A 23,562-nucleotide genomic window follows, 5' to 3' on the forward strand; every position below is an offset into this window, starting at 1 on the left:
GCCTGTTGCCGGAGGTCGACCCCCAGGGCTTCCGGTGACAGGCCCCTTACTTTTTCAGGACATCCGTTTCTACGACATCACCGTGGCAGCCAGCGTGCCGCCCAGTTCGGTGCACGCTTCCAGGGTCTTCCGGTCCGGTTCCCCGGTGCTGATCACGGGTTCCGCCACCTTCTCCCAACCCAGGCCCGTGGTGATCGAAAGCAGCTGGCGTTCCGTCCCCGACGTGTCGCCGGTGCCGTGGATCCAGTACCCGAACGGACGGCCGCGCGTCGCGTCCAGGCACGGGTAGTAGACGGTGTCGAAGAAGTGCTTCAGCGCACCGCTCATGCTGCCCAGGTTCGCCGGCGTGCCCAGCAGGTAGCCGTCCGCTTCGAGGACGTCGGGGACTCCTGCCCCCAGCGCCGCCCGGCGGACCACCTCCACGCCCTCGATGTCCGGGTGCGCCGCGCCGGCCAGCACCGCTTCGAACAGCGCCTGCGTCGACGGCGACGGCGTGTGGTGCACGATCAGCAGCCTCGGCATCAGGCGAGCAGCTCCTCGACGGCCGCCCGCGACGCGGCCAGCCGGGCGGACGCGGCGTCGCGAGCCTCGGCCAGCGAACCCGTCACCGGCGCCACGACCTGCAGGTACGCCTTCAGCTTCGGCTCGGTCCCGGACGGGCGGATCACCACGCGCAGCCCTTCGCCGGTCAGGCGCAGCACGTCCGCGTCCGGCAGCAGGTCTTCCAGCGTCACCGCGACGCCGCCCAGCTCGGCCGGCGGCGTCTCCCGCACCTTCGCCATCAGCTGCCCGCGGACGGCGAGATCGGTGACCCGCAGGGAAACCTGGTCGGTGAGGTGGACGCCGTGGCGCCGCGCCAGCTCGTCCAGCACGTCCAGTGGCGTGCGCCCCTCGGCCTTCAGCCGCGCCGTATACCCCGCGGCCAAGGTCGCGGCGGCGATGCCGTCCTTGTCCCGCACGAAGCCCGGGTTCACGCACAGGCCGAGCGCTTCTTCGTAGGCGAACACGAGTCCTTCGCCCGCGCGGACCAGCCACTTGAACCCGGTCAGCGTCTCGGCGTAGCGGGCGCCCTCGGCCTTCGCGATCTCGCCCAGCATCGACGACGAGACGATCGTCGTCGCGACCAGCGGGTCCGGCAGGACCGTGCGGTCCACTGTGGACAGGACGTACGAGCCGAGCAGCACGCCGGTCTCGTCGCCGCGGAGCATTCGCCACTCGCCTCCCGCGTCCCGCACGCCCAGCGCGCACCGGTCGGCGTCCGGGTCGAGCGCGACCGCCAGGTCGGCGTCCACATCGGACGCGAGCGCGAGCAGCAGGTCCGTCGCGCCGGGCTCTTCCGGGTTCGGGAACGACACGGTCGGGAAGTCGGGGTCCGGCGCGGCCTGGTCGCCGACCAGGTGCAGGTCGGTGAAGCCGGCCCGCTCGAACGCGGCGCGCAGCGTGTCGGCGCCGACGCCGTGCAACGCCGTCGCGGCCACGCGCACCGCTCGCTCGCCTCCCATCGGCAGCGTCGCGACCTCGTCGAGGTAGCGGTCCACGAGGTCGACGACCTCGGCGCCGGGCGCCCGCGGCACGCTCACCGCGGCGGGCGCGGCCTGGATGGCGCGCTCGATCTCGCCGTCGGACGGCGGGACGATCTGGCCGCCGGTCGCGTCGTAGAGCTTGTAGCCGTTGTCCGCCGGGGGGTTGTGCGACGCGGTGATCTGGATTCCGGCCACCGCGCCGAGCCGCCCGACGGCGAACGCGAGCACCGGCGTCGGCAGCGGCTTCGGGAACACCTTGACGTCGAACCCGGCCGCGGTGAGGACCTCGGCGGCCGCGGTCGCGAAGGCTTCCGAGCCGTGCCGCGCGTCCCGGCCGACGACGACCAGCGCGCCCGCGTGCCCGTGCGCCTTCAGCCACTCCGCGACCCCCGCGGTGGTCCGCGTGACGACGGCGACGTTCATCCCGTTCGGCCCGGCGCGCACCGGCCCGCGCAGGCCGGCGGTGCCGAACTCCAGGGCGCCGGCCATCCGGTCGGCCAGCTCGCCCGCCGCGTCCGGCTCGCCGCCCATCGCCTTCGCCAGGACGTCCTGCAGCTCGGCGCGGGTGCTTTCGTCCGGGTCGTCGGCAATCCAGCGGTAGGCGGCGTCACGCAGCGTGGAAGTCAAGGTCACCGCGACAGCCTACGGGCTAGGGTCGGACGGGTGCGCTTGCTCTTCACCTCACTGGGGTCCTTCGGTCACACGTTCCCGCTCGTCCCGCTGGCGGTCGCCGCGCGCGACGCGGGCCACGACGTCGTCTTCGCCACCTCCGGCGATTTCCTGCCACAGCTGACGAAAGCCGGTCTCGAGACGGCGGCCGCCGGGCTGGCCATCAAGGACGCGTTCGGGCAGGCGTTCGCCGGGGCCGGGCCGTCCGGTCCGCGTCGTCCGCCCGGTGAGGTCCCGCCGGAGGTGCTGGGACCGATCGTCGCGAATGTGTTCGGCGAGCTGATGCCGAAGCGGTTCGTCGCCGACCTGCTGCCGCTGTTCTCGCGGTTCCGCCCGGATCTCGTCGTGAGCGAGGCCGGCAACTCCGGTGGCGCGTTCGCCGCGATGAAGGCCGGGATCCCGGTGGTGGCGCACGGTTTCGGCCGCGTGTCGAGCGACGACCCGATGGTGACGCGGATCCGCGACGCGATCCGTGCGCACGGTGCCGAGCTGGGCATCTCCGTCGGTGCGGACCTCGCGTTCGGCGGGCCGTTCGTCGACATCTGCCCGGAGTCGGTGCAGGACCCGGGATTCCTGGCGCGCGCGACGCGCGTCCCGCTGCGGCCGGTCGGCTGGAGCGAGCCGGGCGAGCTGCCGGCCGGCGTGCTGGAGCGGTCGCGGCCGCTGGTCTACCTGACGCTCGGCACGGCGATGGGGCACGCGGGCGTGCTGGGCGCGGCGATCGCCGGACTGTCCGGGTTGGACGTCGACGTCCTGGTCGCCACGGGCCCGACGGTCGACCCGGCGGCGCTCGGCGAGGTGCCGCCGAACGTCCGGCTCGAGTCCTGGGTACCGCAGTCGGAGCTGCTTCCGCACGTCGACCTGGTGGTCCACCACGGCGGCAGCGGCACGACGCTGGGCGCGTTCGGCGCGGGCCTCCCGCAGCTCCTGCTGCCGCAGGGCGCGGACCAGTTCAGCAACGCGGACGCGGTCGTGGCGGCCGGCGTCGGCTCCCGGCTCCTGGCCGCCGAGGTCACGGCGGATGCGGTCGCCTCCGAAGGACGCCGCCTGCTCACGGACACGTCGGTCGCCGACGCGACCCGGGCACTGGCGGCCGAGGTCGCGGCCATGCCGTCCCCGGCCGAGGTGACCGCCCAGCTCCCCGGCTTCGCCTGAAACCAAGCGAGTTCCGGCTTGAACCCCGTGCGCGCGGAGTTCAAGCCGGAACCGGTCAGGCGCGGGTGACCAGCTCGCGCAGCAGGGACCCCATCCGGGTCGCGGCCGCGCGGCCCGCCTCCAGGACTTCCTGGTGGTTCAGCGGCTCGCCGGTCATGCCGGCGGCCAGGTTGGTCACCAGCGACAGCCCGAACACCTCGACCCCGGCCGCGCGGGCCGCGATCGCCTCCAGGACGGTCGACATGCCGACCAGGTCCGCGCCCAGCGTGCGCAGCATGTGGATCTCGGCCGGCGTCTCGAAGTGCGGCCCGGTCAGGCCCGCGTAGACGCCTTCCTCCAGCGAGGGGTCGATCTCCTGCGCGACCTTCCGCAGCCGCGCCGAGTACAGGTCGGTCAGGTCGACGAAGTTCGCCCCGACGATCGGCGAGCGCGCGGTCAGGTTCAGGTGGTCGGAGATCAGCACCGGCTGACCGACCTGGAACCCCTGGCGCAGCCCGCCCGCGGCGTTCGTCAGCAGCACCGTCCGGACGCCGGCCGCCGCCGCGGTGCGCACGTTGTGCACCACCGGGTCGATGCCTTTGCCCTCGTAGAAGTGCGTCCGCCCGAGCAGGACCAGGACGTTCTTGTCGCCGATCTTCAGCGAGCGGATCGTGCCGCCGTGGCCCACGGCGCCGGGCGTGGTGAAGCCGGGCAGCTCGGCGAACGGGATCTCCGTCTCGTACTCCCCGATGACGTCCGCCGCCGGGCGCCAGCCCGATCCCAGTACCACCGCGATGTCGTGCGCGTCCACGCCGGTGCGCTTGGCGATGGCGCTCGCGGCTTCGTGTTCACTCATGCCAGGGAGCGTATCCGGACCGCCCTCACCACGAGGAACACCACCAGCCCGAACGGCGACAGGAAGATCGTCAGCACCAGGATCGGGCTCACGATCCACGGTGAGATCCCCGTCGACCGGCCTTCGAAGTACATCCACCGCGCGATGAACAGGTCGAACGCGATGAGGTGCGCCCAGACGAGCCCGGCGCCCCACGGCGTGGCCAGCAGCGTCTGCAGCACGCCGAGGTCGGGCCGCAGCATCGCCCGGCCCCACTCGCCGAAGTGCGGCACGACCAGGGCGAAGTAGCAGGCGAGCGGCACCAACGGCACCCACGGCGACGCCATGATCCGTGGGGTCCACCGCCACTCCGGCAGCAGGATCATCAGCGCCCAGAACGGCGTGGCCAGCGGGAACGCCAGGTCGAAGAGGGTCATCGGACGCGCACCGCGGCCCACGACCCCAGCCCGGCCCCCGCCACGAGCACGGCGAACGCGCCGAGCGTCAGCGCGTCCGGGTGCACGATCGACTGCGCCCGCAGCGCCTGCCAGGTGACCAGCGCGGTCAGCCCCGCGTACCCGGCCGCGCCGACCAGGACGAGCCGCGCACGGACGGCGTCGTCGCGCAGCCGGGCGAAGCGCGGGGCCAGCGCCGCGAGCGCGAGGGCCAGCAGCGGCAGCGCCTGCAGCGCGTGCATCCCGACGAAGTGCGGGATCCGCAGGTCGCCGGCGACCGTGCTCCAGCCGAGGATCGGCAGGCCGGGACCGCCGTCGGCGAGCCCGACGGTGTGCGCGCCGACCATGTCCGGCTTCCCGCCGGTCTGCCACTGCGCGAGCTGCCGCGCGGTCGGGCTCGTCATCAGGACGCCGAGCGAGATCCCCCCGAGCGACACGACGGCGCCGGCGCGCACGGCCCAGAAGCTCGCCCGGTCCTCGACCTTCGTGACCATCACCAGCACGGTCAGCGCGAACGTCGCGACCCAGAGCCCGATGATCATCTTGGCCATGACGCTGTAGATCCCGGCGTCGAGCGCGGTCGCGTTGTTGAAGTGGCTCGCCCGGCCACGCGCGGCCTGGACCACGAGCAGGACGTACTCGGCGGCGAAGATCAGCACCAGGAAGTTCGTCAGCCAGTTCGCCGTGCGCCGGAACCGCGGCAGCAGCGAGACGAGCCAGCTCCAGGTGAGGAAGTAGAGCGCGCCGGACACCGCGAACTTGAACGGCTTCGCCCAGATCGGCGCGCCTTCGAGAGTCCGCTGGTCGAGGAGCATCGCGGCGACGCACAGGACCGCGACCACCCCCAGGGTGGCGGCCGCCAGCGCGGACGGCCGGTGCCACCCGCGCGTTCTGCTCCGGACGTCGGCAAGGATGGTCATGGTTCCCTCCCAGAATGGATAGTCAAGCTCTCCGTTATGGGAAGTTAAGCTATCCATACTGAGAAGTCTTCAGGGTTGACCCGGAACCGGACCCTGGGATCGGAGTGGATGCGCATGCGGATGGCCGAACTGAGCGCGGGATCGGGAGTGCCGGTCGCGACCGTCAAGTACTACCTGCGCGAAGGTCTGCTCCCGCCGGGCGAGCGCACGAGCCCCAACCAGGCCCGGTACTCCCCGGACCACGTCCAGCGGCTCCGGCTGATCAGGGCGCTCACCGAGGTCGGCGGGCTGCCGCTCGCCTCGGTCGGCGCCGTCCTCGCCGCGATCGACGGCGACGCGACCCCGCACGAGACGATGGGCGTGGTCCAGCAGGAGCTGGCCGGCGTGCCACCGCAGGTGTCCGACGAGGCCGCCGCGTGGGCGTCCGAACTGCTCCACGACCTGGCACTTCGCCACGGCTGGAAGTGGCACCCGACGGAGAACCGGGCGTTCGGCAACCTGATCGCCGCGCTGGCCACGGCGAAGGAGCTCGGGCACGGGAAGCTCGCCGAGCGCCTGGACGAGTACGCCGCGCTGGCGGTACGCGTCGCCGAGCTGGACGTCGAGGTCGTGGCCGGGCTGACGTCGTTCGACAAGATCATCGAGGCGGGGCTGGTCGCCACGGTGCTGGGCGACCGGATCTTCACGGGCCTGCGCCACCTCGCGCAGGAACACGTCTCCCGCGACGTCCTCGGCCGGACGCCCGGCAGCTAGTCCGAGACCTTGAGCGTGGGCGCGACGCGGTCGAAGACGTCTTCCCGGCCCGCGCTCTCCTGCTCGACCGGCACGGTCACCGACAGGAGCCACAGGCTGGTGCCCGCCTCGACCATCTTCATGAACGTCACGCGGGTGCCCCCGGTGCCTTCGTTCTGCGGCAGGGTGCCGGCTTCGCCGAGGCGGTAGCCCAGCGTCGCGCTCTTGTGGTCCGGCGCCGTCGACGTCTCGGAGAGCTCGAACGCGTTGTCGGGGTAGGACTGCTGCAGCCAGGTGATGTAGTCGTCGTAGCTGTCGGTCTGGTCGAAGTACTTCCCCAGCCGCTCCAGGCGCAGGGACCGGCGCCCGTCCGGCGAGACGTACTGGATGACCAGACTGAGCCCGAACTTGGTGTTGTGCGGGGCGACGAACCGCTGCCAGCCCTCCGGCACGTCGAGGTCGTACTGCCCGCCGTCGTTGTTCAGCGCGCTGCCGTTGCCGGTCTGGTGCACCAGCGTCGGCGGCGGCACCTGGGTCGGCCCGTTCGGCGTCGCCGTCGGTTCGGCCGCCGGGGGGAGCAGCGGCTGCCCGCCCACCGTCCTGGCCAGCGCGAACCCGCCGCCCGCGGCCAGCAGGAAAAGCAGGATCGCCACGGCGACGAGCACCGCGCTCGCCCGGGCGGTGCGCCGCCCGGCCGGCCGCGGCTGCGCGACGAACACCGTCGCCGGCTCGGGCGAAGGAGCCGGGGGCGCGGCCGGCGCCGGCGTGGGCGGGCGCAGGAACGGCAGCGGCCCGGGGTCGGTGGCGAGCTCGCTGCTCGACCCCTCGGCCTTCTTCTCCGCCTTGGCGGGCAGGACGGTCTTGATCACCTGGGTGTCGGTCGCGTCCGGCTGCGCGGACGTCTTCTTCCCGTCCGGGGTGCGGAACAGGTCCGGCCCGAACAGGTCGAGCGGCGTCTTCGTCTGCAGCGGGTACAGCCGGTACCGGACCTCGCGCAGGGTGATCCGGTCGCCCGGCTCTTTCTTCATCAGCGCGGAGATGACGTCGGCGAGCGGCCCGGCCTTCGGCTTGGGCACCTTGCCGTTGACGACCTTGCCGACGGTCTCCAGCGGGTCGCCGTCGGCGTCGTACGGCGGCGCGCCCTCGACCGCGGCGAACAGCGTCGCGCCGAGGCCCCACAGGTCGGCGGCGGGGATGACCGCGCCGCCGGAGGCGACCTCCGGCGCGATGTAGGCGGGGGAGCCGAGCATGATCCCGGTGCGGGTCATGGTCGCTTCGGAGACGTTGCGCGCGATGCCGAAGTCGGTCAGCTTGATCCGGCCGTCGCTGGCGACCAGGACGTTGCCCGGCTTGACGTCGCGGTGCGTGATCCCGGCGGCGTGCGCGGCCTCCAGCGCGGACGCGACGGCGATGCCGACCGCGGCGGCCTGCTCGACCGTCAGCGGCCCGTGGTCGCGCAGGATGTGCGCCAGGCTGCGCGAGGGCAGCAGCTCCATCACCACGAACGGCTGGTCGTCCTCGCGGGCGACGTCGTGCAGGATGATCACGTTCGGGTGAGACAGGACGGCGATCGCGCGGGCCTCGCGCAGCGTGCGCTCCCGCAGCTCGTCGGCCTGCGAAGAGGGGATGCCCGGGGGCACCTTCATCTCCTTGACGGCCACCTGGCGGTGCAGGAACTCGTCGTAGGCCGACCAGACCGTGCCCATCGACCCCGAGCCCAGCACCGAGCGCAGCCGGTAGCGACCGGCGACCAGTCGTGTCTCTTCGCTGGAGGGGGGCACCCCCTGATTGTGTCGTACCCGATCGACCCCTGACTGCCTAGGGGCGCGACTAGAGTCACAGGTCCGACGCGGCCCGTGCCTCTACCATCACTGGGTATGACTGAAGTGGCCGGTCCGGAGTCAGTGCCGATCTCCGACCTCGACCTGGCAGCCGAGTTCCCGCAGGCGACGCGCGAGCAGTGGCAGGAGCTCGTCGCGGGGGTCCTGCGCAAGAGCGGCAGGCTGCCCGAGAATTTCGCGGGCGCCCCGGAGAGCAAGCTCGTCACGCGGACCTACGACGGCATCGAGATCCAGCCGCTGTACACGGCCGAGGACGTCCCCGGCGAGACCGGGTTCCCCGGCCTGCCGCCGTTCGTGCGCGGATCCCGGCCGGACGGGCAGATCAGCACGGGCTGGGACGTCCGCGCCCGCTTCACCGGCGACGACGCGCGCGAGGTCAACCGCGCGATCCTCGCCGACCTCGAAGGCGGCGTGACGTCGATCTGGCTGGCCGTCCCGCCCGCGTCGATCGCCGACGCGCTCAACGAGGTCTACGTCGACCTGGCGCCGGTGGTCCTGGACGCGGGTGCTTCGTTCGAGGCCGCCGCCGACGCGCTGTTCGAGCTGTTCGACGAGCGCGAGATCCCGGCGAGCGAAGCCACCGCGGTGCTGGGCGCCGACCCGATCGGGCTCGCGGCGCGCAGCGGCTCGGCCGTCGAGCTGGAACCGGCCGCCGCGCTCGCCGCGCGTGTCGCCGGGAAGTACCCGAAGGTGCGCACGGTCGTCGCCGACGGCCTCCCGTTCCACGAGGCGGGCGGATCGGACGCGCAGGAGCTGGGCGCGCTCGTCGCCGCCGGCGTCACCTACCTGCGTTCCTTGACGGACGCGGGCCTCGACGTCGAAGCCGCGGCCGGGCAGCTCGAGTTCCGGCTCGCCGCCACCGCCGACCAGTTCTCCACCATCGCCAAGCTGCGCGCGGCGCGCCGCCTGTGGGCCCGCGTCGCCGAGGTGTGCGGGTTCTCCTCGCCGATGCGCCAGCACGCCGTGACGTCGCCGTCCATGCTGACCCGGCGCGACCCCTGGGTGAACATGCTGCGCACGACGGTCGCCTGCTTCGGCGCCGGCGTCGGCGGCGCGGACGCCGTCACGGTGCTGCCGTTCGACGCCGCGATCGGGCGTCCGGACGCGTTCTCCGCGCGGATCGCCCGCAACACCCACGCCGTCCTGCTGGAAGAGTCCAAGCTGGCCGGCGTGGCCGACCCGGCGGGCGGCTCCTGGTACGTCGAGAAGCTGACCGACGACCTCGCGCACGCGGCCTGGGCCGAGTTCACGGCCATCGAGGGTGCGGGCGGCCTGGTCGCCGAACTCGCTTCGGGCGCACTGGCCGGGCGGCTCGCCGAGACGTGGGAGAAGCGGTCGAAGCGGATCGCGACCCGTCGCGACCCGCTCACCGGCGTCAGCGAGTTCCCGAACCTGGCCGAGAAGCCGGTGGTCCGGACGCCGGTCGAGTCCACTGTGGAAGGTGGGCTGCCGCGGCACCGGTACGCCGAAGGCTTCGAGGCGCTTCGCGACGCTTCGGACGCGTACCTCGCTGCGCACGGTTCACGGCCGAAGATCTTCCTCGCCACTTTGGGACCGGTCGCGGCGCACACCGCGCGCGCCGGGTTCGCCGCCAACCTGTTCCAGGCCGGCGGCCTCGAAGCCGTCAACCCGGGCGCGACCGACGACCTGCCGGGCGCGTTCCGCGAGTCCGGCGCGAAGATCGCCTGTCTCTGCGGCACCGACGACGCCTACGTCGAGCGGGCGGCGGACGTCGCCGCGTCGCTCGGAGCCGACTACGTACTACTGGCGGGCAAGGGTACCTACGACGGTGTGGACGCCAACGTCTTCGCCGGCTGCGACGCCCTCGACGTCCTGAACGGCCTGCACGCCAAGCTGGGAGTCACCCGATGAGCATCCCGAACTTCGCCGGCCTCGACCTCGGCACGCCCGCGCCGGCCGACCGCGACGCCTGGGCGCGCGCGGTGCAGGAAGCCACCGGCAAGGGCCCGGACGCCCTGGTCTGGGAGACGCCCGAGGGCATCGGAGTCAAGCCGGTCTACACCGCCGACGACCTGTCCGATGTGGACTTCCTGGGCACGTACCCCGGCATCGCGCCCTTCCTGCGCGGGCCGTACCCGACGATGTACGTCAACCAGCCCTGGACCATCCGCCAGTACGCCGGGTTCTCGACGGCCGAGGAGTCCAACGCCTTCTACCGGCGCAACCTCGCCGCCGGCCAGAAAGGGCTTTCGGTCGCCTTCGACCTGGCCACCCACCGCGGCTACGACTCCGACCACCCGCGCGTCTCCGGCGACGTCGGCATGGCGGGCGTCGCGATCGACTCCATCTACGACATGCGCCAGCTCTTCGACGGCATCCCCCTCGACAAGATGTCCGTGTCGATGACGATGAACGGCGCGGTGCTGCCGGTGCTGGCGCTCTACGTCGTCGCGGCCGAGGAGCAGGGGGTGAAGCCGGAGCAGCTCGCGGGGACCATCCAGAACGACATCCTCAAGGAGTTCATGGTCCGCAACACCTACATCTACCCGCCGCAGCCGTCGATGCGGATCATCTCCGACATCTTTTCCTTCACTTCGCAGCACATGCCGAAGTACAACTCGATCTCCATCTCCGGCTACCACATGCAGGAAGCCGGGGCGACCGCCGACCTGGAGCTGGCGTACACGCTCGCCGACGGCGTCGAGTACCTCCGCTCCGGCGTCGACGCGGGGCTCAGCGTCGACAAGTTCGCGCCGCGACTGTCGTTCTTCTGGGCCATCGGCATGAACTTCTTCATGGAGGTCGCGAAGCTGCGCGCGGCGCGCCTGCTGTGGGCGAAGCTCGTGAAGGGCTTCGACCCTCAGAACTCGAAGTCGCTCTCGCTGCGCACGCACTCCCAGACGTCCGGCTGGTCGCTGACCGCCCAGGACGTCTACAACAACGTCGTGCGGACCTGCGTCGAGGCGATGGCCGCGACCCAGGGGCACACGCAGTCGCTGCACACCAACGCCCTCGACGAAGCCCTCGCGCTGCCCACCGACTTCTCCGCGCGGATCGCCCGCAACACGCAGCTGCTGCTGCAGCAGGAATCCGGCACGACGCGCGTGATCGACCCGTGGGGCGGCAGTGCGTTCGTCGAGAAGCTGACCTACGACCTCGCGCGCAAGGCGTGGGGCCACATCAGCGAGGTCGAGCAGGCCGGCGGGATGGCCAAGGCGATCGACGCGGGCATCCCCAAGCTGCGCATCGAGGAGGCCGCGGCGCGCACCCAGGCGCGCATCGACTCCGGTCGCCAGCCGGTGATCGGCGTGAACAAGTACCAGGTCACGAGCGACGAAGACATCGAAGTGCTCAAAGTGGACAACGCCGGCGTCCGGACGCAGCAGCTGGAGAAGCTGCGGCGCCTGCGTTCCGAGCGCGATTCCGCCGCCACCGAGGACGCGTTGCGACGGCTCACCGAGGGCGCCGGGAACGGCGGCAACCTCCTGGAGCTGGCCATCGGGGCGGCCCGCGCGAAGGCCACCGTCGGCGAGATCTCCGACGCCTTGGAGAAGCTCTGGGGCCGCCACGCCGGGCAGATCCGGACGATTTCGGGCGTCTACCGCGAAGAGGTGGGTAAGTCGCAGAACGTCGAGAAGGCCCGTCAGCTGGTCGAGGAGTTCGCCGCGGAGGAAGGACGCCGTCCGCGCATCCTGGTCGCCAAGATGGGCCAGGACGGCCACGACCGCGGCCAGAAGGTGATCGCCACCGGCTTCGCCGACATCGGCTTCGACGTCGACGTCGGCCCGCTGTTCTCCACCCCGGCCGAGGTCGCGCGGCAGGCGATCGAGGCGGACGTGCACGTCGTCGGGGTGTCCTCATTGGCCGCCGGGCACCTCTCGCTGGTGCCCGCGCTGCGCCATGAGCTCGCCGAGCTGGGCCGCGAGGACATCATGGTCGTCGTTGGCGGGGTCATCCCGCCGCAGGACTACCCGGCGCTGCGCGAGGCCGGCGCGGCGGCGATCTTCGGGCCCGGCACGGTGCTCGCGGACGCGGCCATCGACCTGCTCGGCCAGCTGACGGCGCAGGAGTCCTGACCCTTGCCGCGCAAGATCGACGTCCCCGCGTACGCCAAGGGCGTGCTGGCGGGAGACCGCGGGACGCTGTCGAAGGCGATCACGCTGGTCGAGTCGCAGCGGGAGGACCACCGGGCGCTGGCGCAGGAGCTGCTCGTCGAGCTGCTGCCCGCTTCCGGTGGCGCGCGGCGCATCGGCATCACGGGCGTTCCCGGTGTCGGCAAGTCGACATTCATCGACCAGCTGGGCACCGACCTGACCACGGCCGGGCACCGCGTCGCCGTCCTGGCGGTCGACCCGTCGTCGACGCGCACCGGCGGGTCGATCCTCGGCGACAAGACCCGGATGGCGCGCCTGGCGGTCGACGAACGGGCGTTCATCCGGCCGTCGCCGACGTCCGGGACGCTCGGTGGCGTCGCACGCGCGACGCGCGAGACGATCGTGCTGATGGAAGCCGCCGGCTACGACACCGTCCTGGTCGAGACCGTCGGGGTAGGACAGTCCGAAGTGACCGTCGCGAACATGGTCGACTGCTTCCTGTTCCTGACGCTCGCGCGCACGGGCGACCAGCTCCAGGGCATCAAGAAGGGCGTGCTGGAGCTGGCCGACGTCATCGCCGTCAACAAGGCCGACGGCGACCACGAGCGGGACGCTCGCCGCGCGGCCCGGGAGCTGTCCGGCGCGCTGCGGATGATCTACGGGCCCGAAGCGTCCTGGACGCCACCCGTGCTGACCTGCAGCGGCCTGCACAACCTGCGGCTGGACGAGGTCTGGGGCGCGATCGAGCAGCACCGCGACACGCTCACGGCGTCCGGCGAGCTCGAAGCGCGACGCCGTCAGCAGCAGGTCGACTGGACGTGGGCGATGGTTCGCGAACAGCTGCTGAGTCGCCTGGCGGCACATCCGGACGTGCGAACGGTCGTTCCCGACGTCGAACGGGCGGTGCGGGACGGTGAGCTGACGGCTACCCTCGGTGCTCAGCGGATCCTCGACGCGTTCGGTCCACCGCGTGGGGGCTGACGCGCCGGGCGTTCCGCGGGAGAATGCCTGGTCGTGGCGAAGGGATGACATGGCGAAACTGCGGGGTCTGGTCCTGGCCGGCGTGCTGGGCGCGGTGCTGTTCACCGCGTCTCCGGCGTCCGCCGAACCGGTGCGTGCCCACCACACGGTGGCGGTGACGGTCGGGCACGCGTCCGCCGCGCTGGTCCCCGTGCAGGCCACTCCCAATCCGGGTCCGGTGCTCGACCCGGCCCAGACCGACAAGGCGAACACCGAAAAGACCAGGAACAAGCTGGTCGCGGGTGTGGTAGCGGTGGCGCTGCTCGGGATCGTGATCTGGGGCAGGCGGATCCGTTCGAAGAAAGCCAAGAGCTCTTGAGGCGTTCGGCTTAGCCGAACTACTGCACGCCGTTCAACGCAGATCCGGTACCGGCCATCTAGGACGGCCGTTTTCGAGGCGCGCGTTGCCGCCTGCATGGTGCACGATCGTCTGCAAATGCGTACGACAGATCGATCGGCACGTTGCGTGACCCCAGCCGCTGCCCGGGTTACCCGTGTTGCGGGAGGAGGTGCGGCGTGACGGTGTTGGACTCACGACCGGACGTTCCAGGCGACCCCCACGGGCGCATCATCAACCCCATGGAGGGGTCCGAAGCGCTGATTTCCGAAGCCGGCGTAAGCATGGCTCCCGTGGAGGACCTTGGTGCGGGCCGTGGCCCGTTCTGGCTCGATGACTGGCTGCGCGCCAACGCGACCGATGTGCTCGCCTGGCGCCGGCACATCCACGCGCACCCGGAGCTGTCGCGGCACGAGTTCGCGACCACGGAGCTGATCGTCACGCTGCTGCGCTCCGTCGGGCTCAAGCCGTGGGTGCTGCCCGGCGGCACCGGCGTCGTCTGCGACATCGGCAGCGGCGAACGGTGCGTGGCGTTGCGCGCGGACATGGACGCCCTGCCGCTCACCGAAGCGACCGAGCTGCCCTACGCGTCGACCGTCGAGGGCGCGGCCCACATGTGCGGCCACGACGCCCACACGGCGATCCTGCTGGGCGCGGCCCGCGCCCTGGCCGGCGCGCCGGAGCTGCCCGGCCGCGTGCGGCTGATCTTCCAGCACGCCGAAGAGGTCATGCCCGGCGGCGCGCTGGACATGATCGCGGCGGGCGCGCTGGACGGCGTCGAGCGGATCTACGGCCTGCACGTGGACCCGCGGCTCGAGGTCGGCCTGGTCGGGATGCGCGTCGGCGCCCTGACGTCGGCGGCGGACCTGATCGAGCTGCGGCTGACGTCGCCGGGTGGGCACACGTCCCGTCCGCACCTGACGGCCGACCTGGTCCACGCGCTGGGCACGGTGATCACGGGGCTGCCGGCGTTGCTCTCGCGGCGCGTCGACCCGCGCTCGGGAACGGTCCTGGTCTGGGGCGCGGTCCACGCGGGCCAGGCGGCCAACGCGGTCCCCCAGGACGGCGTCCTGCGCGGCACGCTGCGCACGGCCGACCACGAGGTCTGGACGTCGCTGGAGCCGCTGGTGGCGTCGTCGGTGGAGTCCCTCCTGGCGCCGCTGGGCGTCGGCTTCTCCCTCGACTACCGCCGCGGAGTCCCGCCGGTGGTCTCGGACGCGGACTCGACGGCCCTGATGCGCGCGGGCGTCGAAGCGGCCCTGGGCGAAGGCGCGGTGGCTTCGACAGAGCAGTCATCCGGCGGCGAGGACTTCGGCTGGTACCTGGAGCACGTTCAGGGAGCGTTCGCCCGCCTGGGCGTCTGGCCCGGCGCCCCGGCCCCCCAGTCCGACATCCACCGCCCCACGTTCATCCTCGACGAGCGAGCCCTGCTCTGCGGAGTCCGAACCCTGGTCCACACCGCCCTAACCACCCTCGCCTGAGATGCCCCTCCAATCACGCGTGATGCCCGTCCAGACACGCGTGATGCCTCTTTCCGCACGGAGTTATCCACAGGTATAGCGAGTTGTCCACAGATCACGGAATCGGCTCTTCCCTTCGTCGAGGGAAGGGCCGATTCTCGATTACATGATCGATTGGGGAGGACGACATGGAGCGGTTTCACGGGCCGAGGCTGATCGGATCTTGGGTCGCCGGGCGGTTCTGGAGGGATTGGCGACGGGGGTGCTCGCACAACCCTGGCGCGGCGTGCTCATCCACGCCGCCGATTCGCTGAACCTGCCGACGCTGGCCCAGGCGGCGCTGATCCACGTCGGTCAGCCCGCCGCCTTGTCCGGCGCGACTTCCCTTGCACTGCATGGGATTTCGGCGGCGGTGGGCCCCGTGATCCACCTGTCCGTACCTCCCGCGAAGCGTGCTCGCTCGAAGCCTGGACTGGTGGTGCACCGGGCCGAATACCAGCCTTCCGACGTGGTCGAACTGGACGGTCTTCCGGCCTTCTCCCTCGATCTCGCCCTGGCCGACTACCTCTGCGACGGTGACGAGCGGACTGCCTTCGCGGCGGTCGATCAGGCCATGGCCGGGCTCCCACCGGACCACTCCCGGACCCTGCGGAAGAACGTCCGGGACCGCCTCGTCGACCGCCGGGACCGGCGAGGTATCCACAGGGGGCAGATGCTGCTGGCGTTGGCGACCGGGAAGGCCGAATCACCACCGGAGAGCATCCTCAAGCTGATCGTGGTCGAGGCCGGGTTCCCGGTGCCGGAGGTGCAGTTCGAGATCACCGCGGTCGACGGCCGCCGGCTGTACGTCCTCGACATCGCCTGGCCCGAGTTGCGGATCGCACTCGAGTACGACGGGTTCGCCGCGCACGAGGAACGGCAGGAGAGTGACGCACAGCGGGATGCCCGGATGGCAGGGCGAGGGTGGACCACCATCCGCGCGACGGCGGCCGACCTGCGGGATCCGAGCCGTCTCCTCTCCGAGCTGCGGGACGCCTTCACGTTACGTTCGAGGCATCTCGCGTGACTGGAGAGGCATCACGCGTGATCAGGAGGGCATCACGCGTGACTGGAGGGGCATCAGCCGGAGATGCCGGAGCAGGGGCGGGTTCGGAGGTCGTCGACGTAGTCGGCGGGGGCTCCGGCGGTCTCGGCGGCGTCGGCCAGCACACCCAGGTAACGCGCGGAAGGCAAGCCGCCCTCGTACGCGTCCAGGACGTACAGCCAGGCCAGCACCGAGCCGTCCATCGTCTGGACCCGGAGCCGGATCTTCGAGTGGATCCCCAGCTCGCCGCCTTCCCAGCGGTCCAGGCCCGTCTCGTCCAGCGGCGTCACGTCGTACAACACGACGAAGACCCGGGAAGCCGGGTCTTCGACGATCGTGGCCAGGGCACCTTCCCAGCCGAGGTCCTCGCCGCCGAAGGTCAGGCGCCACCCCTCCAGCCAGCCGGAGCCGGCCATCGGAGAGTGCGGCGCGCGCTCCAGCATCTGGGCGGGCTCCATGTTCGATCCGTAAGCGGCATACAACGGCACGCCGACAGCGTAGCGACCCCGCGCTGACCCGAGTGGACGCACTCGCCGTGTTCGCCCACTTCAGTGTCCGGTCACCTTCGCCGCGTACGGTGAGAGCACCGCACGCGAGCACTTCGAGGAGGACCCAGGTGACCAGGATCGTGATCATGGGCGGGGGCCCGGCCGGCTACGAAGCCGCGCTGGTCGCAGCCCAGCACGGGGCCGACGTCACGATCGTCGAGAAGGACGGCCTGGGTGGCGCCTGCGTGCTCTACGACTGCGTCCCGTCGAAGACGTTCATCGCGAGCTCGGGCGCGCTGGCGAAGATGCACGACCTCGGCGAGCTCGGCATCAACACCGACATGGCCGACACGAGCATCGACCTCCCGACCGTCCACGGCCGGGTGAAGGGCCTCGCGCTGGCCCAGTCCGCCGACATCCGCGCCCGCGTCCAGCGTGAGGGCGTTCGCGTCGTCATCGGCGAAGCCCGCTTCTGCGACGACGAGACCGGCCTCGCGACCCACAAGGTCGCCGTGACGACGGCGGACGGCCAGACCGAGAAGCTCCCCGCCGACGTCGTCCTGATCTCCACCGGCGCCACCCCGCGCGTCCTGCCCGGCGCGGTGCCCGACGGCGAGCGCATCCTCGACTGGCGTCAGCTCTACGAGCTCGAGGAGCTGCCCGAGCACCTCGCCGTGATCGGCTCGGGCGTCACCGGCGCCGAGTTCGCGTCCGCCTACACCGAGATGGGCGTCAAGGTCACCGTCGTCTCCAGCCGTGACCGCGTCCTCCCGCACGAGGACGCCGACGCCGCCGCGGTGCTCGAGGAGGTCTTCTCGCAGCGCGGCACGACCGTCGCGAAGCAGGCGCGCGCCGACCGCGTCGAGCGCACCGAAAAGGGCGTCGAGATCCACCTCGCCGACGGCCGCGTGATCGAAGCCAGCCACGCGCTGATGACCGTCGGGTCGGTCCCGAACACCAAGGACATCGGCCTCGACCGCGTCGGCATCTCGCCCGGCCCCGGCGGGTTCATCACCGTCGACCGCGTTTCGCGCACCTCCGTTCCCGGGATCTACGCCGCCGGCGACTGCACCGGCGTGCTCATGCTGGCCTCGGTGGCGAGCATGCAGGGCCGCATCGCGATGTGGCACGCGCTGGGCGAGGGCGTCGCGCCGATCAAGCTCAAGACCGTCGCCGCCAACGTGTTCACCCACCCGGAGATCGCGACCGTCGGCATCAGCCAGCACGCGATCGACTCCGGCGAGGTGCCCGCGCGCACCATCATGCTGCCCCTGGCCACCAACGCGCGCGCGAAGATGGAGGGCCTCCGCCGAGGCTTCGTGAAGCTTTTCTGCCGCCCCGCCACCGGCGTGGTCGTCGGTGGAGTCGTCGTGGCGCCGCAGGCGAGCGAGCTCATCCTTCCCATCGCGCTCGCCGTCCAGAACCAGCTCACAGTGGACCACCTGGCACTGACATTTTCGGTGTACCCGTCGCTGTCGGGCTCGATCACCGAGGCCGGGCGCCAGCTCATGCGCCACGACGATCTGGACTGATCCGGTAGGCAACCCGTCGCGCCCCGTCGCGTCTTGTCGGTTGTAAGGCTGAAGGACGCGAAGGGTGCGAAGGTGCGCAAGACGGTGGTTTTGGTTGTGGCAGCGGTGATCGGGGCGACGACGCTGACGGGGCCGGCGATGGCCCAGCAGAGTCCCGGCACGACGCCGGCCGCCGCGCCGGCGAAGGGCAGCGTCCAGCTCAACGTCAACACCGCGATCAACCAGACGCTCGTGGACAAGTACGTCCGCGACGCGCCCAACGTCGCGCTGGCGAAGTGCGAGGGCGCTTCGCCGAAGTTCTCCTCGCCGGTGCTGACCTTCTCCAACTACACCCCCGGCCCGTTCATGGGCGCCGACGCGAACATCAGCGCCGACGTCGCGCTCAACCCGGGCACCCAGGCCGGGACGTACCCGCTGACGGTGACCTGCGGCGGCCAGACGTACAGCACGCAGTTCTCGGTGCCCGCGCCGCAGGTTTCGAAGGTGCCCTCCGGCGCCGCGAAAGCCGGCGACGGCAGCATGGCCGGCTGAATCCGCAAACCACCGAACCACCTCGGAGCCACGCTCCGGGGTGGTTTTTTCTTGAGTTCCCGCCGGGCGATTTCGCGACTTTTTCGTGACCTTCGGGCGCAACCTTTCGCAGGTGGAGACGTCTTGGGCTACATAAGCAAGCGAACGAAGTCGAGGCAGTGGAAACTGCGACCGGAGTCCGCGAAAATGCTTTGTCTATTCATTCACCAGGGGAGAAAAGAATGAAGAACACCGCTGTCGTCGCGGGCATCGCTGTGGCCTTTCTCGTCCTCGCGCCCGGCGCGGCGCTCGCGAGCACCGCGCCGAGCACGAGCGCGACCCCCGAGCCGGGCACCACCGCCAAGCCGGCTGCTCCCAAGCTCACGATCACTCCGCGCCACGGCGTGCCCGGCGCGGAGCTTCGGATCACCGCCGAGTGCGACGGCGAGGCGTATGTCACCTCCAGAGCGGTCGACGCCTTCGCAACCGGGACCGGCTCGAACGGCTCGGTCCGGGCCTACGTCGGGACCGTGCGCGACGTCCGCGCCGGCGAGTATCCCGTCAACCTGCGCTGCCACCCGCGCGACGGCCGCCCCGACACCTTCGTCGACGTGGCGTTCGTCGTGGACCGCGTGGCCGCCAAGACGCCGGGCGCCAAGACGTCGGGCGCCAAGCAGGTCGCCAAGGTGCCGGCCGGTGCGCCGCAGACCGGCGGCACCGACGGCCCGGTCGACGACTCCGGCGCGCCGCTCGCGGCCGCGGCCGCCATGGGGGTGCTCGCCGTCGGCGGCAGCGGTCTCGTGCTGGCCCGGCGGGCGCGGCGCCGCTGATCCTCCGAGGGGGAGCGGGGGTAGCGTCTGGGCGGCCCAACCGATCGGGCCGCCCAGACGTGTAAACCCGTGGGAAGGGGGAGCACATGACCACGAGGACCACGGGACGGCGGCGCTACCTGATCGCGCTGATCCTGGCGTTGCTGGCCGCTTTGGTGGTGCTGGCGCTGACGCTCGGGGGCGGCCCGGAGCCGTCGACCGCCCAGCCGCCGCCCGCGCAACCCGTCGCGGTGAACCCGGAACCCGCGGCCGGTGAGCAGCCCGCCGACGTCGCGTTGCCGAAGTCCGATCCGGTCTCGATCGACATCCCGAAGATCGGTGCGCACTCGTCGCTGGTTCCGCTGGGTGTCAACGCGGACAACACGATCCAGGTGCCGCCGGTGACCACGCCGCTGCAGGCGGGCTGGTACACCTACGCGCCGACGCCGGGCGAGGTCGGCCCGGCCGTCGTCCTCGGGCACGTCGACGGCAACCACCAGAAGGGCATTTTCTACCGCCTCAAGGAGCTGGCCCCCGGCGACCGCGTCTCGATCGCGCGCAAGGACGGCACGACGGCGCTGTTCGAGGTGACGAAGGTGCACCAGGTGCCGAAGCAGGACTTCGAGAAGGAAGGCGTGTACGACGACACGGCCGGACCCGAGCTGCGGCTGATCACCTGCGGCGGCGTTTTCGACCGGAGCGCGCACAACTACGTCGACAACATCGTCGTCTACGCCCAGCTCATCAGCGGCTGAGAGTCCTTCGGCCCTGTTTTTGTCGGTGCCCGGTGCAAGACTGTGTCGGCCGTCACCCGAGGCGGCGTAGGCGAGGGTTGGGAGTCGACATGTTGTTCCGCGACGAGCCGTGGCCCGACGGGACACCCAGCTGGGTGGACCTGATGGTGCCCGACCAGGCGAAAGCGGTGGCCTTCTACAGCGGCCTGTTCGGCTGGGACGTGCAGGCGGGCGGTGAAGAAACCGGCTTCTACGGCATGGCCGAGCTGAGCGGCCGCCCGGTCGCCGGGATCGGCCAGACCCCGCCGGGGCAGGACCTGCCACCGGTGTGGACGACATACCTCTCGGTGTCCGACGTGGACAAGACGGCCGCGGCGATCACCGAGGCCGGCGGCCGGATCGTCATGCCGGTGATGGAGGTGCTGAAGGAAGGCCGGATGGCGGTGGTGGCCGATCCGGCGGGCGCGGTGTTCGGGCTGTGGGAGCCGGGTAACCACCTGGGCACGCAGGTCACGGCGGCCCCGGGCACGCTGGCGTGGAACGAGTGCATGAGCCGCGACTACCCGGCGGCGAAGGCGTTCTACGAGCAGGTGTTCGGGTACGGGTTCCAGGACCTGTCGAACGACGACTTCACGTACGCGGTGCTGCTGCTCGACGGCCGCCCGGTCGGCGGGCTCGGCGCCCTGCCCGATTCGGTGCCGGCGGAGGTGCCGTCGAACTGGTCGGCGTACTTCTCGGTGGCGGACGCCGACGCGAGCGCGGCCAAGGTGGCGGAGCTGGGCGGCCGGGCGCTGGACCAGCCGTTCGACTCACCGTACGGGCGGCAGGTGCGGGTGGTGGACGACCAGGGGGTGCCGTTCTTGATCATCGCGCCGAACGAGCAGTCCGGGAAACCGGAGGGCTGGGAGGACTGAGAGGGCGAGTGCGGGCGCGGGGTAAGGCGGGCCGCAGGGGAGTGCGGCGAGGGCCGGAGCGCCGCGTGGCCGTGAGGTCGAGAGCGGCTGCCCTGCGCGCGAACGGGCGGGGCAGCGCACGGCTGCGGACCGGAGGCGCCGGAAGACGCCCCCGGCCCGGGCCGGTCAGTCCTCGTCGTCGACCCAGTCGAAGGTCTTCGTCACGGCCTTCTTCCAGTTGCGGAACTCGCGGTCGCGGCGGGCGTCGTCCATGGCCGGCTCCCACTGCTTGTCCTGGGCCCAGTTCGTGCGGATGTCGTCCTCGGACTTCCAGAACCCCACCGCCAGGCCGGCGGCGTACGCGGCTCCCAGCGCCGTCGTCTCGTTGACCACCGGGCGGATCACCGGCACGCCGAGGATGTCGGCCTGGAACTGCATCAGCAGCTCGTTGACGACCATTCCGCCGTCCACCTTGAGGGAGGTGAGCGAAACACCCGAGTCGGCGTTCATCGCCTCGAGCACCTCACGCGTCTGGAACGCCGTGGCCTCCAGGACCGCGCGGGCCAGGTGACCCTTGTTGACGAACCGGGTGAGCCCGACGATCGCGCCGCGGGCGTCGGACCGCCAGTAAGGAGCGAACAGACCCGAGAACGCCGGGACGAAGTACGCGCCGCCGTTGTCCTCGACACTGCGGGCGTGCTCTTCGATCTCGGCCGCGGTCGAGATCATGCCGAGGTTGTCGCGCAGCCACTGCACCAGCGAGCCGGTCACCGCGATGGAGCCTTCCAGCGCGTAGACCGTGTCGTTCGAGCCGATCTTGTAGCAGACCGTGGTGAGCAGCCCGTTCTGCGACATCACCTTCTCGGTACCGGTGTTCAGCAGCATGAAGTTGCCGGTGCCGTAGGTGTTCTTGGCCTCGCCGGGCGAAAGGCAGGCCTGGCCGAACGTCGCGGCCTGCTGGTCGCCCAGGATGCCCGCGATCGGCACGCCGGCCAGCGCACCCTTTGCGCGGACCTTGCCGTACTCCTCGGAGGACGATCGGATCTCCGGCAGCATGGACAGCGGGATCGTCATCTCGGCGGCGATCTCGGGGTCCCACTGCAGCGTGTCGAGGTCCATCAGCATGGTGCGCGACGCGTTGGTCGGGTCGGTGACGTGCACGCCGCCGTCGGGCCCGCCGGTCATGTTCCACAGCACCCAGGTGTCCATGTTGCCGAAGATCAGGTCACCGGCTTCGGCCTTCTCGCGCGCGCCTTCGACGTTGTCGAGGATCCACTTGACCTTCGGCCCGGAGAAGTACGTCGCGAGCGGAAGGCCGACCTTCTCGCGGTAGCGCTCCTGGCCGCCGCCGAGGTTGCCGAGCTCGGTGACGATCCGGTCGGTGCGGGTGTCCTGCCAGACGATCGCGTTGTACACCGGCTTGCCGGTCGTCTTGTCCCAGACCAGCGCGGTCTCGCGCTGGTTGGTGATACCGACGGCGACGATGTCGGTGGTGTGCAGGTCGGCCTTGGCGACCGCGCCCGCGGCGACCGCGCGGGTGTTCTCCCAGATCTCCTCGGCGTTGTGCTCGACCCAGCCCGCCTTCGGGAAGATCTGCTCGTGCTCCTTCTGGTCGACGGCGACGACCCGGCCCTCGTGGTTGAAGATCATGCACCGGGTCGACGTGGTGCCCTGGTCGATCGCGGCTACGTACGAAGTCATGTGTGCTCCAGGAATCCGGTAGGGGGGCGATCAGGTCAGGTTGTGCACGACGAGGTAGAGCAACGCGGCCAGCGAACCGCCGGCCAGCGGGCCGACGACCGGGATCCACGAATAGCCCCAGTTGGCGTTGGCCTTGTTCTTGATCGGCAGCAGGAACGCGTACGCGATGCGCGGGCCGAGGTCGCGGGCCGGGTTGATGGCGTAGCCCGTCGGCCCGCCGAGCGAAGTACCGATCACGAGGACCACGAACGAGACACCCGCGTAGCCGAGCGCGGAGTTGCCGAAGTTCGGGGTGCCACCGTCACCGACGGAGACCACCGGGCTGAGCAGGATCCAGGCCACCAGGACGAAGGTGCCGATGACCTCGGTGACGAGGTTCCACGCGGTGTTCGGGATCTGCGGCGCGGTGGAGAAGATCCCGAGCGTGTTCTCGGGCTCGGGGTGGTCGTCGAACTGCAGCTTGTAGGTGGCCCAGCAGAGCACGGCGCCGATGATCGCGCCGGCCATCTGGCCGATGAAGTAGAAGGGGACGTCGGCCCAGTGGGTCTTGTCCGCGATGGCCAGGCCCAGCGTCACGGCCGGGTTGAGATGCGCGCCGCTGGGCGCGGCGATGCTGGCGCCCGTGAAGACGGCGAACGCCCAGCCGAAGTTGATGAACAGGAACCCGGCGTTGTGACCGTTGTTCTTGCGGAGTACGTGGTTCGCGACCACACCGTTGCCGAGCAGGATCAGCGCGGCCGTTCCCAGTAGTTCCCAGACGATTATTGCCCCAGCACTCACCGCTGCACCTCCACACTGGACACTCTGCGCAGGGTCGATCACGGCGTGCC

Annotated in this window: 22 protein-coding genes; 13 read left to right on the plus strand and 9 right to left on the minus strand. The window is 71.1% G+C overall.

What is annotated here, in order from left to right; genetic code table 11:
- Nucleotides 1-69: 69 nt before the first annotated feature.
- Together AA23TX_RS45450 and AA23TX_RS45455 are read right to left on the minus strand one after the other, a co-directional pair.
- Entirely contained in the window at nucleotides 70-522 is a 453-nt protein-coding gene (locus tag AA23TX_RS45450) for a flavodoxin family protein (protein ID WP_155549056.1), read from the minus strand.
- Complete coding sequence (locus tag AA23TX_RS45455; RefSeq protein WP_155549057.1) at nucleotides 522-2,156, minus strand: phospho-sugar mutase; 1,635 nt, start codon at nucleotides 2,154-2,156, stop codon at nucleotides 522-524. The genes AA23TX_RS45450 and AA23TX_RS45455 overlap by 1 nt, the downstream gene beginning before the upstream one ends.
- A 30-nt stretch (nucleotides 2,157-2,186) precedes the next feature.
- Between AA23TX_RS45455 and AA23TX_RS45460 the strand changes: the two genes are divergently transcribed.
- On the plus strand, nucleotides 2,187-3,347 hold the full coding sequence (locus tag AA23TX_RS45460) for a glycosyltransferase (RefSeq protein WP_155549058.1): 1,161 nt from the start codon (nucleotides 2,187-2,189) through the stop codon (nucleotides 3,345-3,347).
- A gap of 55 nt (nucleotides 3,348-3,402) precedes the next feature.
- Here AA23TX_RS45460 and AA23TX_RS45465 read toward each other — a convergent pair whose 3' ends face one another.
- From AA23TX_RS45465 to AA23TX_RS45475, 3 genes are read right to left on the minus strand one after another with little or no spacing between them, the layout of a single operon-like run.
- Nucleotides 3,403-4,182, minus strand: a complete 780-nt coding sequence (locus AA23TX_RS45465; RefSeq protein ID WP_155549059.1) for a purine-nucleoside phosphorylase — start codon at nucleotides 4,180-4,182, stop codon at nucleotides 3,403-3,405.
- Entirely contained in the window at nucleotides 4,179-4,598 is a 420-nt protein-coding gene (locus AA23TX_RS45470) for an ABA4-like family protein (RefSeq protein WP_155549060.1), read from the minus strand. The genes AA23TX_RS45465 and AA23TX_RS45470 overlap by 4 nt, the downstream gene beginning before the upstream one ends.
- Complete coding sequence (locus AA23TX_RS45475; RefSeq protein ID WP_155549061.1) at nucleotides 4,595-5,536, minus strand: hypothetical protein; 942 nt, start codon at nucleotides 5,534-5,536, stop codon at nucleotides 4,595-4,597. Before AA23TX_RS45475 ends, AA23TX_RS45470 begins: the two co-directional genes overlap by 4 nt.
- Before the next feature lie 114 nt (nucleotides 5,537-5,650).
- Here AA23TX_RS45475 and AA23TX_RS45480 point away from each other — a divergent pair, with 114 nt between their 5' ends.
- A complete protein-coding gene (locus AA23TX_RS45480; protein ID WP_155549490.1) occupies nucleotides 5,651-6,289 on the plus strand; it encodes a MerR family transcriptional regulator in 639 nt (212 codons plus the stop codon).
- Here the strand turns inward: AA23TX_RS45480 and AA23TX_RS45485 are convergent.
- Complete coding sequence (locus AA23TX_RS45485; protein WP_277875487.1) at nucleotides 6,286-8,049, minus strand: serine/threonine-protein kinase; 1,764 nt, start codon at nucleotides 8,047-8,049, stop codon at nucleotides 6,286-6,288. The two genes, AA23TX_RS45480 and AA23TX_RS45485, sit on opposite strands and share 4 nt — an antisense overlap.
- A gap of 96 nt (nucleotides 8,050-8,145) precedes the next feature.
- Here AA23TX_RS45485 and AA23TX_RS45490 point away from each other — a divergent pair, with 96 nt between their 5' ends.
- From AA23TX_RS45490 to AA23TX_RS45515, 6 genes are all read left to right on the plus strand, one after another.
- Nucleotides 8,146-9,981, plus strand: coding sequence for a methylmalonyl-CoA mutase subunit beta (locus tag AA23TX_RS45490; RefSeq protein ID WP_196425890.1), 1,836 nt, complete (start codon nucleotides 8,146-8,148; stop codon nucleotides 9,979-9,981).
- Nucleotides 9,978-12,146 carry a methylmalonyl-CoA mutase gene (scpA, locus tag AA23TX_RS45495; RefSeq protein ID WP_155549062.1) on the plus strand — a complete coding sequence of 723 codons (2,169 nt, stop codon included), beginning with the start codon at nucleotides 9,978-9,980 and terminating at the stop codon, nucleotides 12,144-12,146. The genes AA23TX_RS45490 and scpA overlap by 4 nt, the downstream gene beginning before the upstream one ends.
- 3 nt (nucleotides 12,147-12,149) lie before the next feature.
- Complete coding sequence (meaB, locus tag AA23TX_RS45500; protein ID WP_155549063.1) at nucleotides 12,150-13,145, plus strand: methylmalonyl Co-A mutase-associated GTPase MeaB; 996 nt, start codon at nucleotides 12,150-12,152, stop codon at nucleotides 13,143-13,145.
- Nucleotides 13,146-13,194: 49 nt separating this feature from the next.
- Nucleotides 13,195-13,503, plus strand: a complete 309-nt coding sequence (locus AA23TX_RS45505; protein ID WP_155549064.1) for a hypothetical protein — start codon at nucleotides 13,195-13,197, stop codon at nucleotides 13,501-13,503.
- Between the two features lie 197 nt (nucleotides 13,504-13,700).
- On the plus strand, nucleotides 13,701-15,002 hold the full coding sequence (locus tag AA23TX_RS45510) for an amidohydrolase (protein ID WP_155549065.1): 1,302 nt from the start codon (nucleotides 13,701-13,703) through the stop codon (nucleotides 15,000-15,002).
- A 145-nt stretch (nucleotides 15,003-15,147) separates the two neighbouring features.
- A complete protein-coding gene (locus AA23TX_RS45515; protein WP_155549066.1) occupies nucleotides 15,148-16,047 on the plus strand; it encodes an endonuclease domain-containing protein in 900 nt (299 codons plus the stop codon).
- A 53-nt stretch (nucleotides 16,048-16,100) separates the two neighbouring features.
- Here AA23TX_RS45515 and AA23TX_RS45520 read toward each other — a convergent pair whose 3' ends face one another.
- Entirely contained in the window at nucleotides 16,101-16,553 is a 453-nt protein-coding gene (locus AA23TX_RS45520) for a gamma-glutamylcyclotransferase family protein (RefSeq protein ID WP_196425891.1), read from the minus strand.
- A 128-nt stretch (nucleotides 16,554-16,681) separates the two neighbouring features.
- Between AA23TX_RS45520 and AA23TX_RS45525 the strand changes: the two genes are divergently transcribed.
- The 5 genes from AA23TX_RS45525 to AA23TX_RS45545 all read left to right on the plus strand — a co-directional run bounded on the left by AA23TX_RS45525 (nucleotide 16,682) and on the right by AA23TX_RS45545 (nucleotide 21,052).
- The gene (locus AA23TX_RS45525) at nucleotides 16,682-18,085 is read left to right on the plus strand and encodes an NAD(P)H-quinone dehydrogenase (protein WP_155549067.1); all 1,404 of its coding nucleotides are present in this window, start codon (nucleotides 16,682-16,684) and stop codon (nucleotides 18,083-18,085) included.
- Nucleotides 18,086-18,157: 72 nt separating this feature from the next.
- Nucleotides 18,158-18,616, plus strand: coding sequence for a hypothetical protein (locus AA23TX_RS45530; RefSeq protein ID WP_155549068.1), 459 nt, complete (start codon nucleotides 18,158-18,160; stop codon nucleotides 18,614-18,616).
- A 221-nt stretch (nucleotides 18,617-18,837) separates the two neighbouring features.
- Nucleotides 18,838-19,425, plus strand: coding sequence for a hypothetical protein (locus tag AA23TX_RS45535; RefSeq protein WP_155549069.1), 588 nt, complete (start codon nucleotides 18,838-18,840; stop codon nucleotides 19,423-19,425).
- Between the two features lie 86 nt (nucleotides 19,426-19,511).
- Entirely contained in the window at nucleotides 19,512-20,159 is a 648-nt protein-coding gene (locus AA23TX_RS45540) for a class F sortase (protein ID WP_155549070.1), read from the plus strand.
- 89 nt (nucleotides 20,160-20,248) lie between these two features.
- Complete coding sequence (locus AA23TX_RS45545) at nucleotides 20,249-21,052, plus strand: VOC family protein (protein ID WP_155549071.1); 804 nt, start codon at nucleotides 20,249-20,251, stop codon at nucleotides 21,050-21,052.
- A gap of 165 nt (nucleotides 21,053-21,217) precedes the next feature.
- Here the strand turns inward: AA23TX_RS45545 and glpK are convergent, their stop codons facing one another.
- Together glpK and AA23TX_RS45555 are read right to left on the minus strand one after the other, a co-directional pair.
- A complete protein-coding gene (glpK, locus tag AA23TX_RS45550; protein ID WP_155549072.1) occupies nucleotides 21,218-22,732 on the minus strand; it encodes a glycerol kinase GlpK in 1,515 nt (504 codons plus the stop codon).
- A 30-nt stretch (nucleotides 22,733-22,762) separates the two neighbouring features.
- Entirely contained in the window at nucleotides 22,763-23,512 is a 750-nt protein-coding gene (locus tag AA23TX_RS45555) for an MIP/aquaporin family protein (RefSeq protein ID WP_196425892.1), read from the minus strand.
- Nucleotides 23,513-23,562: the final 50 nt, after the last annotated feature.

It is taken from the genome of Amycolatopsis camponoti, assembly GCF_902497555.1.
GTDB classification, from domain to species: Bacteria; Actinomycetota; Actinomycetes; order Mycobacteriales; family Pseudonocardiaceae; genus Amycolatopsis; species Amycolatopsis camponoti.